Annotated in this window: 16 protein-coding genes; 8 read left to right on the forward strand and 8 right to left on the reverse strand. The window is 62.3% G+C overall.

Annotated elements, in window-relative coordinates; all coding sequences use genetic code 11:
- Positions 1–6 precede the first annotated feature (6 nt).
- From gspM to gspG, 7 genes are read right to left on the reverse strand one after another with little or no spacing between them, the layout of a single operon-like run.
- Entirely contained in the window at positions 7–486 is a 480-nt protein-coding gene (gspM, locus tag PHQ58_RS12195; RefSeq protein WP_300111318.1) for a type II secretion system protein GspM, read from the reverse strand.
- Entirely contained in the window at positions 483–1,760 is a 1,278-nt protein-coding gene (gene gspL, locus PHQ58_RS12200) for a type II secretion system protein GspL (protein WP_300111320.1), read from the reverse strand. The genes gspM and gspL overlap by 4 nt, the downstream gene beginning before the upstream one ends.
- 15 nt (positions 1,761–1,775) lie before the next feature.
- Complete coding sequence (gspK, locus tag PHQ58_RS12205; RefSeq protein ID WP_300111322.1) at positions 1,776–2,753, reverse strand: type II secretion system minor pseudopilin GspK; 978 nt, start codon at positions 2,751–2,753, stop codon at positions 1,776–1,778.
- Positions 2,750–3,493, reverse strand: a complete 744-nt coding sequence (locus tag PHQ58_RS12210; RefSeq protein ID WP_300111324.1) for a type II secretion system protein J — start codon at positions 3,491–3,493, stop codon at positions 2,750–2,752. Before PHQ58_RS12210 ends, gspK begins: the two co-directional genes overlap by 4 nt.
- Positions 3,493–3,864 carry a type II secretion system minor pseudopilin GspI gene (gspI, locus tag PHQ58_RS12215; RefSeq protein WP_300111356.1) on the reverse strand — a complete coding sequence of 124 codons (372 nt, stop codon included), beginning with the start codon at positions 3,862–3,864 and terminating at the stop codon, positions 3,493–3,495. The genes PHQ58_RS12210 and gspI overlap by 1 nt, the downstream gene beginning before the upstream one ends.
- A gap of 50 nt (positions 3,865–3,914) precedes the next feature.
- Positions 3,915–4,406: a GspH/FimT family pseudopilin gene (locus PHQ58_RS12220; RefSeq protein WP_300111326.1), complete on the reverse strand. Its 492-nt coding sequence runs from the start codon at positions 4,404–4,406 to the stop codon at positions 3,915–3,917.
- The gene (gene gspG, locus PHQ58_RS12225) at positions 4,403–4,846 is read right to left on the reverse strand and encodes a type II secretion system major pseudopilin GspG (protein WP_300111328.1); all 444 of its coding nucleotides are present in this window, start codon (positions 4,844–4,846) and stop codon (positions 4,403–4,405) included. Before gspG ends, PHQ58_RS12220 begins: the two co-directional genes overlap by 4 nt.
- A gap of 100 nt (positions 4,847–4,946) precedes the next feature.
- On the opposite strand from gspG, the gene PHQ58_RS12230 reads away from it, so the two are divergent.
- The 4 genes from PHQ58_RS12230 (at position 4,947) to thiL (ending at position 8,905) form a co-directional block, all read left to right on the forward strand.
- Positions 4,947–5,357: a type II secretion system protein N gene (locus PHQ58_RS12230; RefSeq protein ID WP_367187312.1), complete on the forward strand. Its 411-nt coding sequence runs from the start codon at positions 4,947–4,949 to the stop codon at positions 5,355–5,357.
- Between the two features lie 95 nt (positions 5,358–5,452).
- The gene (gene apaG / locus PHQ58_RS12235; RefSeq protein ID WP_300111331.1) at positions 5,453–5,854 is read left to right on the forward strand and encodes a Co2+/Mg2+ efflux protein ApaG; all 402 of its coding nucleotides are present in this window, start codon (positions 5,453–5,455) and stop codon (positions 5,852–5,854) included.
- 5 nt (positions 5,855–5,859) lie between these two features.
- Entirely contained in the window at positions 5,860–7,914 is a 2,055-nt protein-coding gene (locus PHQ58_RS12240; protein ID WP_300111332.1) for a site-specific recombinase, read from the forward strand.
- Positions 7,907–8,905 (forward strand): thiamine-phosphate kinase, encoded by a 999-nt coding sequence (gene thiL, locus PHQ58_RS12245; RefSeq protein ID WP_300111333.1) that lies wholly within the window; start codon positions 7,907–7,909, stop codon positions 8,903–8,905. The genes PHQ58_RS12240 and thiL overlap by 8 nt, the downstream gene beginning before the upstream one ends.
- Before the next feature lie 68 nt (positions 8,906–8,973).
- On the opposite strand, the gene PHQ58_RS12250 is transcribed toward thiL, so the two are convergent.
- Positions 8,974–9,744 (reverse strand): zf-TFIIB domain-containing protein, encoded by a 771-nt coding sequence (locus tag PHQ58_RS12250; RefSeq protein ID WP_367187313.1) that lies wholly within the window; start codon positions 9,742–9,744, stop codon positions 8,974–8,976.
- A 150-nt stretch (positions 9,745–9,894) separates the two neighbouring features.
- Between PHQ58_RS12250 and PHQ58_RS12255 the strand changes: the two genes are divergently transcribed.
- Genes PHQ58_RS12255 through PHQ58_RS12270 form a run of 4 tightly spaced genes read left to right on the forward strand, consistent with a single transcriptional unit; the run spans position 9,895 to position 13,659 of the window.
- Positions 9,895–11,394 (forward strand): methylmalonyl-CoA carboxytransferase subunit 5S, encoded by a 1,500-nt coding sequence (locus PHQ58_RS12255; protein WP_300111337.1) that lies wholly within the window; start codon positions 9,895–9,897, stop codon positions 11,392–11,394.
- A gap of 21 nt (positions 11,395–11,415) precedes the next feature.
- Positions 11,416–12,954 (forward strand): acyl-CoA carboxylase subunit beta, encoded by a 1,539-nt coding sequence (locus tag PHQ58_RS12260; RefSeq protein ID WP_300111357.1) that lies wholly within the window; start codon positions 11,416–11,418, stop codon positions 12,952–12,954.
- 10 nt (positions 12,955–12,964) lie between these two features.
- Complete coding sequence (locus PHQ58_RS12265) at positions 12,965–13,243, forward strand: hypothetical protein (RefSeq protein ID WP_300111339.1); 279 nt, start codon at positions 12,965–12,967, stop codon at positions 13,241–13,243.
- A gap of 11 nt (positions 13,244–13,254) precedes the next feature.
- Positions 13,255–13,659 carry a biotin/lipoyl-containing protein gene (locus PHQ58_RS12270; protein ID WP_300111341.1) on the forward strand — a complete coding sequence of 135 codons (405 nt, stop codon included), beginning with the start codon at positions 13,255–13,257 and terminating at the stop codon, positions 13,657–13,659.
- Positions 13,660–13,792 lie beyond the last annotated feature (133 nt).

Here is a 13,792-nt window from a genome sequence, read left to right on the forward strand (position 1 = left end):
GGTCCATCATGATGCAGGCAGGTACAACACCAGCGTGCCATCCCAGGTGCCGGCGGCATTGCGCGTCAGGTGCGCCTCAGACGGCACGCTGTGGGCGTTTTGTCGGGCCGCAGCCAGCCACTGCGCCAGCGCGTCAGGGGCCACACCCTTGAGTGTGACCGTGACACGCTCCACCTGCACCACCATTTGTGCACTGGTGCCGAGCGGTTTCAATGACGCTTCGAGCGCCCGGCGCGCGTCATCAGCACGCATCACCGGTTGCGCCCGCAAAGCCAGCGCCTGGGCTTGCAGTCGCAGCATCTGCTGGTTTTGGGCGTCCAGCGCCAAATGCTGTTGCGGCGCGGTCTTGAGCACTTTCAAGGCCGGGGCCACAGCCACCCACCACAGCAGCGCCAGTACCACCACGCCCAAGGCCAGCAAAAGCAGCCGCTGCTCACGCGGCGAAACCTCTCGCCAGCGACGCTGCAAGTCGGTCAAGGCGCTCATGGTTGGCCTCCCGCAGCCAGGAGCCATTGGTCGCCCTGCTCACTTGCGCGCAAGCCTGCCGCCTTTAGTTTGGCAATGACGGCGGCTGGGTCGCCCACCTCAGGGCCTTTCAAACGCAACTCATTTGATGCAAATTCAATAGCTACTACCGCATATTCTGCAGGGGCTACAGCCGAAAATGATGCCAACATACTCTCCAAATCAGTGCCAGCGGCAGCACCACTGGCGCGCTGCAAGGCGGCCACTTCACGCGCCATCTGCAAGGGTGCATCGACCACCACAGGCACTTTGGGAAAGGTCTCTAGCAGCACCGCGCGCACCACTTGACGTTTGGCATTCAACGTGGCTTGCTCACGCAGAGCCCAGGCGTTCAGGCCGACCAGGTTCACCAGCACGCCAGCCACCAACGCGCCACGCGCCACGCGCCACTGCGGCGCACGCAAAAAACTGGCAAACGCCTGGGTCACACGGGCCCAACGCCGGTCACGGTTGGCGTGAGCCAGGTCAAACTGGGCCAGATCCCACGGCGACTGCGCTGCTTGCAGCAAACGCTCGGTGTGCTGCAACAAGGTGACCGGGCGCTTGAACCAGGCTTCGGCGATGGCGGCCACGGCGGGCTCGGCCACCACTTGCGGCCAGGTTGGCTCGGCGTCTTGGGGCAACGTTTCACCCAACCACAGCAGTGCCGGCGCGGCCAGGGGTCCAACCAGTACGCCACCGAATGCCGGGCTGTCGGTGGCCGCTCCAGCGACTGCAGGCAAGCGCTGCAAGCCGGCCACACGCGGGTGATCGGCATCGCCGGTGACCACCACGGTACCCCGCAAACCATGTGGTGTGAACTCGGGCACGATACGCGCCACTTCATGCCCGGCTTGGGCCAGGGCACTCAATGCGGCTTTGAGCCAAGCCCGGTCGCAGGCAGCCACCCAGACCAGCGCATCCGCTGTGGCCTGCGGCTGCAAGGCCAGATGCAATTGTGCCGGGTCGTCGAGTAACTGGTCTTCCAGCACACCCTCCAGAATGCTACGCAGCCGACTGCGGGCACGCTCACCGGCGAGGGTCCGCGGCACGCTGCCTGCGGGCAGCTTCACCTGGTGCCAGGACAGTGCCTGCGCAGGCACCAGCGCCACCACTTCGTCGTGCGCAGCGGGCAACAAGGCCAACGGCACGCTGGCGTGCGCGTGCACGGTGAGGCCATCGGTGCTGAGCACGTAGTCAAACAATGCAGCCGCATCTGCGCCGGCCGGGGGTAAGGTGATGATCAGGGTCGTCATGGGCAAAGTATCAATTCATTGTAGGGGTGCCCCCTCGGCAGCCACCACTTCGCGCGTGCGGCTCAGTACCTTCACGTCCAAACCGTCGCGTTGCAGCGCAGAACGCTCTTGCAAGGTGGTCTGCCCGACGCGCAATTGGCCGGTGACACTGAAAAAGCGCGACGCCACACTGTGCTCGGCGGCATCAAATTTCACCTCTGGGTTAGCCACCACCAGCAGGGCATCCATCAGAGTGCCAATGGGTTTGGCCGCGCGTGACTGCGCCAGTTGACGGGCCTGCGCCAGCGTCAGGCCATCGACACAAGCCGCCAGCACTTCCACTGGCGCCGTGTTGAGGTTAACCGGGGTGCGCACTGGCAGCAGCGTGACAAAAGGTGCCAGGGCTTGCACGGTGCGGTCAGACAAGCCTAACCAAGCCAGGTCAACCACGCTGGCCGGCCAAAGCGGTGCCAGCGGGTCGACTTTGCCACTGACCAGTGCGCTGCCGGCTAGCAACAACTGCTGGGTCATGCGGTCAAGTTCGGCCTGGGGCAAATTCAGTTGTTTGAATAGATTTCCCCAAATGGCCACGCTGGGCTCATGCAGTTTGCCGTTGTCAATCAGATTGGTCACGTTCAGGCGCGCCTGCAAGTCGTCTATGTGGCCGGCCAAAAAGGCCTCTTGTTCAGGATCGGTGTCATCGGCCACCACCGCCTGGCCCCGTTCGGCGGCCAAAAAAGTGGACAGTCGCGCCGACGCCAGTGGCACCGCCCAGGGTTCGGCCAGGTGGTCGGAGCCGCCCTCGCGGGCATCTTCACGCAGGATCAGCCGTGCCCAATCCAGCGCCCCCGTGAGAATCCAGGCAGATTGCACGCGGGTGCGCTGGGCAGATTCAAGCTCGACCCCACGCCACTGCTGCCACATCATGCTGGAGGCCAGCGTGGCGACCAGCACCACGGTGAGCATGGCCATCAAAATGGCAGCACCGCGCTGGCTGCGACCTACCGCCCTCATTTGCCACCGCCAAGGATCGGGCGCGCCCAATCACGCGTGAGCGTGCCGCTGAGGGCCTGCCCGCCCGAGAGGGTCAACACCAAGCGCACACCATCCGGGGTGGTGCTGGTGGTTGTTGCGCCGGGCGCTGCTTCGCCGCTGGCAGTGCCCGTGGCATCGGCACTGGCCGCACTGGAGAGCGGGTTGGTCCAGGTGTTACCGCGGTAATAAAAAATTTGCCAGGCATCCAGCGCCACCGTGCGCACCTCGCGCTGGCGATCTTCATCGCTGGGGGTTTGCGCCCAGACCTGCGCTTTTTGCCAGGCCAGATCAAGCTCGCCACGAGTACGCAACTCGGGCGACTGCCAGCGCAACCACTGGCCAGTGCCGCCGTCATTGCGTTGCGCCCAGGCCACCACCCGCAGACCTTCACCCGGCGAGGCGCTTCCGCGACGCAGGATGCGCATGCTGCGGCCGTCCCATTCCAGGCTTGGCATGTTGGGCTGCTCGGCCATGGCGTCCAGGTCGGCACCCCACTGGCCAAGCGTGGCCTGCAGGGTTTGCACATCGTCTGCACGCTGCTGCAATTGCGTTTGCGCCCGGCTGATGCCATCAAGCCCGCGCCAGCTCAACACCGCCATCAGCGCCATCAGGCTGATGGCCACCAGCAACTCGATCAGGGTAAAGCCCAGGGCACAACGCGGCCGACGCCGCTTGACCGGCAAAGCACCGCACCCCATGCCCTGCAACATGGCTTTCATCAGTAGCGCCCCACCACGGTGCTGACGCGCCAAATGGGCACCTCAGCATCGAGCACCTGGGCGTCGACGCGGCGAAAGTTCGCATTGGGCGTCGGGCGCACGGCCAGTACCACCGTCAACGTACGCCCGGCCTGTTCACAAGCGGTCTGGTTGTCGCCCACGCCCGGCAACTGGCGCGCCAGGCGCACTTGGGTCAGGGCATTTTCAGCACACAACTGAGCCAGCAACATGTCCGACTGGCGCTGCGCATGGCGCGTGATGGCGCCGGTGGCTTGCAAGCCGGCAGCCAAGGCAATGGCCACAATGCCCAGCGCCACCAGCACTTCCACCAAAGTAAAGCCGCGCCGCTTTGCGTAAAAACCCACGGACAACTCCCGGCGCAAACGCGCGCTGCCGAGACGTGTCACCGGGTTGCTGGGCTTCACGGCTGCACCTGCACCGCAAAAGGCCGCACACCATCGGTGCCCAGGCGCAGGCGCTTGTCGGGCTGGCTGCGCGACGTGAGCGTGACGCTTTGCGGGGGAATGATGGGCTCTGGGCCCAACAACAAGGAATCCTGCCTACCGGCGCGAGCCACGGTGGGTACCGGGTCCAGTTCGGCGCGAATGTCAGCATCGAGCCAGGTCTGCGGCAAATCAGACTGAACGCCTGCCTGGCTGCTAAAGCCGTCAAAGCGAAATCCTTGCGCCGTGGGCTGCCAGCGCACCGGCACGCCGCTGAGCTGGGAGCGTGCTCTGGCAGATTCCAGCAAGGCAGACAGGCGCAAGGCCTCACGCTCCAGCTGGCTCTGGGTGCCATCGCGCATGGCAAAACCCACACCGGCCGAGCCAATCGCCACAATGGCCAACACCACCAGCAGCTCAAGCAGGGTAAAGCCGCGCAACCTCAGCCGGGCTTTGCCATGATGAATCAAGGTTGCCAGCTGCCAACATCGGCGCTCTTGCCTTCGCCACCGGGCTGGCCATCGGCGCCGTAAGACATCACGTCCACTTCGCCCTTGATGCCAGGGTTGAGGTACACATAAGGGGAACCCCAGGGGTCTTTGGGCAGCTGGTCAAGGTAAGTCTTCCAGTTGTTGGGCACTGGCGCAACCGTTGGCTTGACCAGCAGCGCCTGCAAGCCCTGCTCAGCGGTGGGGTAACGCTGGTTGTCCAGCTTGTACAGCTTCAAGGCCTGCATCAGGTTGGTGACATCGGTCTTGGCTGCCGTGACGCGTGCATCGTCAGCGCGGTCGAGCACATTGGGCACGATCAGCGCGGCCAGCACGCCAATGATCAGCAGCACCACCATCAGTTCTATCAGGGTAAAGCCGCGCTGCAGGCGTTGAGTGACTTGGAAAAGTTTGTTTTTCATGAACTTTCTGGGGGTTGGGTCGGGAAGTGTTGCGATGATAATCGCGGCCATGCAGAGCTTAAGCGTTCATTCCTCTCCAAATCCCTGGCTGATACGTCTGGTGACATTTTTGTTGGCGGCCTTGGCTGCAGCCAGCATCGGTTATTGGGTGCTGAAATGGCCGGCCCCCGCCAGCACCGCACAACTTGCGCTGCAAGACACCGCCACGCCCCCCATCGACAGCACCAAAATCGCCCAATTGCTGGGGGCCAACCCAAGCGCAGCCGGGGCAGCAACTCAAACACCCACCGAAAGGTTTCAACTGCTGGGCGTGATTGCCGTGGGCTCGCGCAGCGGCAGCGCCTTGATTGCCGTCGACAACGCGCCCGCCAAGCCCTACCGGGTGGGCGAGCCTGTCACCGATGACTTGCTGTTGCAATCTGTCAAAGCACGCAGCGTTACCCTCGCCGCCAATATGCAGAGCAGTGGCGGCGTCACGCTCGAATTGCCGCCGGTGCCCGGTACCCCCTAAGCCCGGGCCGCAAGGCAGGTGCAATGAGCGCATCAATTGCAGGGTCTGTTACCCCGTGCCTGGGTACCAACAACTTTCGCCGTTAGCATTGCCCCATGACATCAAAGCCCACATACCAACTTCTTGTGCAGGTGAAACCGCGCTACCTGGCTGACCAGTCAGACCCGGCCAAAAACCTGTACTTTTTTGCCTACACCATCACCATTCGCAACACCGGCAACATCGCTGCGCAGTTGATTTCACGCACATGGAACGTGAACGACGCGCAAGGCCACACCGAAAAGGTCAAGGGCCTAGGCGTGGTTGGCCACCAGCCGCTGCTGCAACCGGGCGAAGCGTTTGAGTACACCAGTGGCACACGCCTGCGTACCCCCACCGGCACCATGCATGGCAGCTATTTTTGCGTGGCTGAAGACGGCGAAAAGTTTGACGTGGACGTGCCCATGTTTGTGCTCGATGCCTTGAGTGAAAGCGGTGGCACGCGCACCCTGCACTGACCGCCATGGCCGCCAAACTTGACCTGTCTGAGCTGCTTGACGCCCTTGACCCGCATGCCAACCTGGCGCACCGTCACCTTTGGCTGATCAACCTGCTGGCCTGGGTACGCGGTAGCGGCGACTCGGTACCGCGTGCCGTGGCGCGCGTGACGCTGCTGCTCGACGCCCTGCAGCAGCGCCCCGAGGTCCGCACCAAGCTGCAGGCCTGGTGGCAAGTCTTGTTGGGCACGGTCGATGCCACCTCGTTGCTGGCCGATTTCGGGTTTTCGTCGCGCAGCGCGTTTGCCAGTGAACTGGCCGAGCGGCTGCGCCTTAAATGGCTGCCTGGCACGCCTGAAACGGCTGATGCCTCAAGCCTGTTTAGCTTGGTGCTGTGCGACAAGTTTGACGCCCAATGGCTCAACGCGCTGGACGATGCCGCCGTGGCGCGGCTGGCCGAGTTGCTACAAGTCAATTGCGATGAGGTCAACGGTGGTACCTGCGCCTGGGTACCTGATGCCGGGCAACACCGGGTGTCACCTTGGCAAGCCACCCTGCTGGAAGCCCTGACGTTTTGCACCAGCCAGATCCGCGCGGCCGGTTTCTCACCCGAATTGCGCCTTCGCATGAGCGCTCCGGCGCGCGAAACAGCCCCCTTTCACGCGCTCGACCGCGACGCGATTGCGCTGCAAGCGGCTTTTTTGCAGAACCCCAATACCCACACCGCGGCGCGCCAAACCGCGCTGCAGAATTACCTGAACCAACTCGATGCCTGCCGCCATGCCGCAGCCTCGGTCTACACCCATCTGGACGCCAACGGCATTTCGGTCAATCTGGTGTTTCAGCTGCGCCAGCTGCGTACCCGGGTGCTGCGCATTCGCGCCCTGCTGGACTGCCTGATGCATGAGCAGCCGCAGCGCCACACGGTACAGCTGCTGGCACAACTGGTGCTGGTGGGCCAGGAGCGCCGCAGTGTGCGCGCGCTGATTGCGGCCAATTCATCCATGCTGGCCGCCAAAGTGGCCGAGCGCAGCTCCGAGACCGGCAAACACTACATCACCCGCACGCGCGCCCAGTACTTTCAAATGCTGAGAGATGCAGCTGGCGGCGGTGCCGTGATTTCACTCACCACTTGGCTGAAGTTTGCCCTTGCCGCCCTGGGAATGTCGGCGTTCTGGGGCGGATTTTTTGACAGCCTGAACTACGCCGCAAGCTTTGTGCTGATCTACCTGCTGCACTGGACCGTGGCCACCAAGCAGCCCGCCATGACGGCCCCGGCGATGGCCGCCAAGCTGAAGGAGCTGGGCGCGCCCGGCGCGGTCGACGGCTTTGTTGACGAGGTAGCTCACTTGGTGCGCTCACAAGTGGCGGCCATCATGGGCAACCTGGCGCTGGTGGTACCCGGCGTGCTGCTGCTCAGTGGCGCCCTGTGGCTGGTCTTTGGCACCCCCATGATTGACGCCAGCAAAGCGGCCTACGTGTTGCACAGCCTCGATTTGCGCGGCCCGACCGCCCTGTTTGCCGCCTTCACCGGCGTGCTGCTGTTTGCGTCGAGCATCATTGCCGGCTGGGTGGAAAACTGGTTTGTGCTGCACCGGCTGGACTCGGCCATCCACTACAACCCGCGCATCTCTAGCCTGCTTGGGCAGGCACGGGCCGAGCGCTGGGCCGGCTTCATGCGCCGCCACATTGCCGGCCTGGCGTCGAACATCTCGCTGGGTTTCCTGCTCGGGCTGGTGCCGGCGTTTGCCGCTTTCTTCGGGCTGGGGCTAGAGGTGCGCCACGTCACACTCTCCACCGGCCTGATTGCGGCAGCAGTGGCCAGCCAGGGCCTGGACATCTTCCACATGAGCGCATTTTGGTGGGCGGTGGCCAGTATTGTGTTCATTGGTGTGCTGAACCTGGGCGTGAGTTTTTACCTGGCGTTCAGGCTGGCACTGCGTGCGCACAACGTAAGCGGCGTCGACCGCAAACGCATCCGACTGGCCATCAAGGACCGCATACGCCAGCGTCTAGGCAGCTTTTTCTGGCCAGCGGCTGAGCCAGTACTGCCTCCTGCTCAAGGCCCGCAAAATGGGTGAGTTTGACCTGATTGCACGCTACTTCAAGCGCCTGACACCACAGGCAGCCTTAGGCGTTGGCGACGACTGCGCGCTGGTGCAACCCAAGCCTGGCACCCAGCTGGCGATTTCCTGCGACATGCTGGTGCAGGGTCGCCATTTTTTTGCCAACACCGACCCGCGCAAGCTCGGCCACAAGGCGCTGGCCGTCAATCTGAGCGATTTGGCCGCATGTGGCGCCAAACCCCTGGCATTCACGCTGGCGTTGGCCCTGCCCGAAGTCGACGAGCCCTGGCTGGCGGCCTTCTCGCAAGGCATGTTTGAACTGGCAGACGCGCACGGCTGCGAGCTGATCGGCGGCGACACAACGGCCGGGCCACTGAACATCTGCATCACCGTGTTTGGCGAGGTGTCGGTGGTGAATGGTCAATCTCAGGCGCTGCTGCGCTCGGGCGCCAGGCCGGGCGACGACCTGTATGTGAGCGGCACGGTGGGCGACGCGCGGCTGGCACTGGATGTGTTGCTGGGCAAATTGGCTGTGCCAGACGAAGTACTGAAGGTGGCCCGGGCTCGACTGGAGACCCCTGACCCACGTGTCACGCTGGGCTTGGCATTGCGCGGAGTGGCAACATCGGCCATCGATGTCAGCGACGGGCTGCTCGGCGACCTCGGCCACATTCTGGAACACTCTGGCGTGGGCGCCACGGTGCAAGCGGATGTTGCTATTCAATCAATAGCTACTTACGCAAGTAATACAAGGACTACAGGCCAGTTTTTCATAAATTTCTCAACCAACCAATGGCGCGCCCTGGCGCTGGCTGGCGGGGATGATTACGAGCTATTGTTCACCGCGCCGCCCGCCCAGCGCGCAGCGGTCGAAGCCGCTGCGCTCAACAACCAAACGTCGGTGCGCCGCATTGGGCAGATCGATGCCGAACCCGGTTTGCGCGTGGTTGACGCGCAAGGCCAAAAGCTGCCAACCAACTACAAATCGTTTGACCACTTTGCCTGACCCAGTGATACCAAAGGTTGACCAACAGGCACTTGAGGGCTTGGCTTGAACGCCAAACAGCGTCCCCCTCAATTCAACATGTGCCACACCAGCCCCAAACCAAGTGCCCATAAATCAACCCGGGGCGAGGTGTCTCCTGGCAAGGAAATATCACCGCGCTTTTTGGCGTCACGCTGCGCTTGCAGCCTGTCGCGCTCGACCATGATCAGGGCGTCGGCAAACTGCGGCACGTCGACCACATTGGTGTTGCTGACCGCTTTGGCGTAGCCCTGTAGCGCCTGCTCCACCGCTTTCGGATCCAGCAATGAAAAAGCCGAGCGGCAATGCGGGCAGGCGTGGTCTTTGCGCAAATCCACCGGCGCGCCGCAACTGTTGCAGTAAATCACTGCCACACGCTTGGCCATGTCGTCCACCTCTAGCTGGGTGAGTTGGCGCACAAAGCCTTTTTCGATCATGAAGCTGGAAAACGCGCTAAAGCGCCCGTGCCGCTGCGGGCAGCGGTAGGTGATGTAACGCCCGCTCTTGACCACATCAAAGCCCTGCGCCAGCGCGCGGTTGCAATGCGGGCAAGCCATCTTGAGCGCCAATGTCTGGCGGGTCTCGCTTTGGTGCGCGTGCAGCAGGCGAAACAGTGCCACCACAGCGGCAGGCGACAGCTTCAAATTTTCTTGCGGGTCAAACCAGATGCCGTGACACGAAAAGCACAAATCAAGCAAGACGTCAGGGCCACTCACGCTGGGGAGCGAATGTTTTTCCATGAGCGCATGGCAAGAGGGGCACGAACGAGGGTGTGACATGAAGGCTTGGTGTGTGGTGGTGAAAGGTGTGATGGCGTCCATCACAATGCGAATCTTACCGAGTCACCGCGTTCACAATGGCGTTGAATTTTCCCGTTAAGATCCTAGGGTTTACCCTTGGTTTACAAACCAATGCCGGGCATTCTCTGACCAACAGCCCTGAACCCCATCTGTTCAAGAAATGAGTTATCTGTGACCAAAACCATCGACATCACCGAACTGGCACTGCGCGACGCGCACCAAAGCCTGCTGGCCACACGCATGGCGCTTGACGACATGCTGCCCGCATGTGCCGACATTGATCAGGCCGGTTACTGGTCGGTCGAATGCTGGGGCGGCGCCACGTTTGACGCCTGCATCCGCTTCCTCAACGAAGACCCGTGGGAGCGGCTGCGCACCTTTCGCACGATGCTGCCCAACTCGCGCCTGCAAATGCTGTTGCGTGGCCAAAACCTGCTGGGCTACCGCCATTACGAAGACGGTGTGGTGGACCGTTTTGTTGACAAGGCTGCTGAAAACGGCATGGACGTTTTTCGTGTTTTTGATGCACTCAACGACATCCGCAACATTCGCCACTCAGTGCAGGCGGTGCGCCGCAACGGCAAACACGCCCAGGGCACCATTTGCTACACCGTGAGCCCGCTGCACACCACCGAGACGTTTGTCGAGATGGCCGAGCGGTTGGTAGAGCTGGGCTGCGACTCGATTTGCCTGAAAGACATGGCCGCCCTGCTCAAGCCGCAAGCCGCTTATGACGTGGTCAAAGGCATCAAGACACGCTGCGGCGACGGCGTGCGGGTGCATGTGCACACCCATGCCACCACCGGCGTCACGCTGGTGTCGCTGATGAAGGCGATTGAAGCCGGGGCCGACTGCGTGGACACCGCCATCAGCTCAATGAGCCTCGGGCCGGGCCACAACCCGACCGAGAGCCTGGTCGAGATGCTCGACGGCACCGGCTACCAGGCCAAGCTGAACAAGGCCTGCCTGCACCGCATCAAAAACCATTTCGCGGCGGTACGGCCGCGCTACCAGGCCTTCATGTCCAACATCATCGGGGTCGAGACCGACATTTTTGACAGTCAGATTCCAGGCGGCATGATTTCCAACATGGAAAGCCAGCTGAAGCAGCAAAAAGCCGAAGACCGGCTGGAAGAAGTGTTCATTGAGGTGCCACGGGTGCGGGAAGATGCCGGCTTTCCGCCACTGGTCACGCCATCGAGCCAAATTGTGGGCACGCAGGCGGTTTTTAACGTGCTGATGGGACGCTACAAAGTCATGTCCAGCGAATTTGCCGACCTGATGTTGGGCTACTACGGCAAAGCCCCGGGCGAACGCGACCCCGAGGTGATGGCCATGGCAGAGGCGCAGGCCCACAAGCCCGCCATCGAGCAGCGTCCGGCTGACCTGCTCAAGCCCGAATGGGACGCCCTGCAAACGGCCGCCACAGCATTGCCAGGCTGCAACGGCTCACAAGAAGACGTGCTGACCTACGCCATGTTTCCGCAAGTGGCCGCTGGTTTTTTTGGCAAGCGTGACCAAGGCCCGATCTATCTGGGGCGTGACCCACAAGCCACCGACAAGCCCAGCGCAGCAGGCACTGACAGCACCTCAGTGCGCAGCCCGGTGACCTACGATGTCAAACTCAACGGCCGTTCGCACCGCGTTTCTGTCACCCCCATCAACCCATAAACAGGGCACACCATGAGCGCCATGCAAGAAAAAATTGAAGAACTGCGCCGTCGCCAAGCGGACACCTACTTGGGCGGTGGTGCTGACAAGCAAGACAAGCAGCACCAATCAGGTCGCTTGACAGCGCGGGAACGGGTCGCGGCCCTGGTTGACGCAGGCAGCTTTGCCGAGGTCGGGCTGTTTGCCACGCACCGTGCAACTATGTTCGAGATGGCTGGCAAAACCCTGGCCGCCGACGGTGTGGTCACGGGCGCGGCGTCGATTGGCGGGCGACTGGTGCACCTGGCCAGCCAGGACTTCACCGTGGCGGGCGGCTCGGCCGGCGAAGTGCACTCGATCAAGGTGGCTGACATCATGCAGGCCTCGCTGCGCTCAGGCTCACCCTTTGTTTTCATCAACGACTCGGGTGGCGCACGGGTGCAAGAAGGCATTGCGTCCCTGTCCGGTTACGGCAAGGTGTTTCATGCCAACGTGTTGCTGTCTGGCGCGGTGCCGCAGATTTCCCTGATTTGCGGCCCCTGTGCAGGCGGTGCGGCCTACAGCCCGGCGCTCACCGACTTCATCATCCAAACCCGGCAAGCCCAGATGTTCATCACCGGTCCACAGGTTATCAAGCAAGTCACGGGGGAAACCGTCACGGCCGAAGAACTGGGCGGGCCAGACGCGCACATGGTGCATTCGGGGGTGATCCACTTCATTGCTGACGATGACCACCACGCCATCGCCCTGTGCCACAAGCTGCTGAGCTTTTTGCCGGCCAACAACCTCGAAGACCCGCCGCGGACTGAAGGCGACCCCTCGGTAGAGCCTAACCCAGCGCTTGAGGCCATCCTGCCCGAAGAAAGCAAACAGGGTTACGACGTGCGCGCGGTGATCGAATCGGTGGTCGATTTTGGCGATTTCTTTGAAGTGCAGGCCGGCCACGCCATGAACATCGTGGTGGGCTTTGCCCGCGTCTGTGGCAACGCGGTGGGCATCGTTGCCAACCAGCCGCTGGTGCTCGCCGGGGCGCTTGACATCAATGCGTCAAGCAAGGCAGCGCGCTTCATCCGCTTCTGCAACGCGTTCAACATTCCCCTGGTCACGTTTGTCGATGTGCCTGGCTTCATGCCCGGCATTGAGCAGGAATATGGCGGCATCATTCGCCACGGCGCCAAGCTGCTGTTTGCTTACTCAAGCGCCACGGTGCCCAAAATCACGGTTATTTTGCGCAAGAGCTACGGCGGTGCCTACCTGGCCATGTGCGCTAAAGACCTCGATGCTGACCGCGTGTTTGCCTGGCCCACGGCCGAGATTGCCGTCATGGGGGCCGAGGGTGCGGCAGAAATTGTGTTTCGCAAGGAAATCAATGCTGCCGACGACCCGGCGCAGCGCCGCGCTGAGTTGATCAAAGACTACCGCGACACCTTCTCAAACCCCTATGTGGCCGCCGAGCAACGCTTGGTAGACGCAGTGATTGAGCCCGCCGACACGCGCCGGCACATTGCCCAGGCGCTGGAGTATTTGAGCATCAAGCGGGTACCGCGGCCGCACAAAAAACACGGCCTCATTCCGCTTTAGGACAACCGCCATGCAAGCGCTCGACACCAACACACTCAACCTTATCGCTGAACTGCGCGCAGAGCTGGCCACGCTCAAACAACGCGTTGGCGCGCTTGAACTCCAGGCGAGCCAAACCACCCGGGCGGCCTCAGCGGGGCCCAGCGAAGAAGACATGCTGGCCATTTCTGCCGCCGTAGCGGCCTTTTTGGGCGTGCACGCCCGCATTCGACAAGTGCACCTGGTGCACTCCAGCGCCTGGGCCCAGGTGGGCCGCATGGGCGTGCAGGCCTCGCACCGATTCAATTGATTGGAAATACCGTGAAACTTCGCATCACTGTGGACGACAAAACCTACGACGTGGAGGTCGAGGTGGCCGAACCCGACCACGCCAACCTGCCGCCCTCTTACCCGGTGGGCTCAGCGCGGCTGGTCGGCAGCGCCGCCAGCGCGCCCACCAAATCCCCCTTGGGCGCCACGGCGGGAGGGCCACCGGCCAGCGTTGCCGATGAAAGCAAGGCCTGTCGCAGCCCAGTCTCTGGCATGGTGGTGAAAGTGATTGCCGCCGCCGGGGACCACCTCAATGCGGGCGATTCCATCCTGATTCTGGAAGCCATGAAGATGGAAACCAATATCACCGCTCCGCTCTCGGGGGTGATCTCAGCCATCAAGGTGGCCGAGGGTGACCGGGTGCAAACCGGCGACGTGTTGGTTGAGTTCGACTGATATTTTGTAACTACTCAGCTCCCAACGGAGATTAATTTGAGTTCGCTATGAAATAGTGAGCGAGAATTGGTTTTGATGCCAACCCTGCCCGACCTCACCGAACTCAGCCATGCACAAAAGGATGAGCTGATCA

This window comes from Rhodoferax sp. (assembly GCF_028688795.1).
Classification (GTDB): domain Bacteria; phylum Pseudomonadota; class Gammaproteobacteria; order Burkholderiales; family Burkholderiaceae_C; genus Rhodoferax.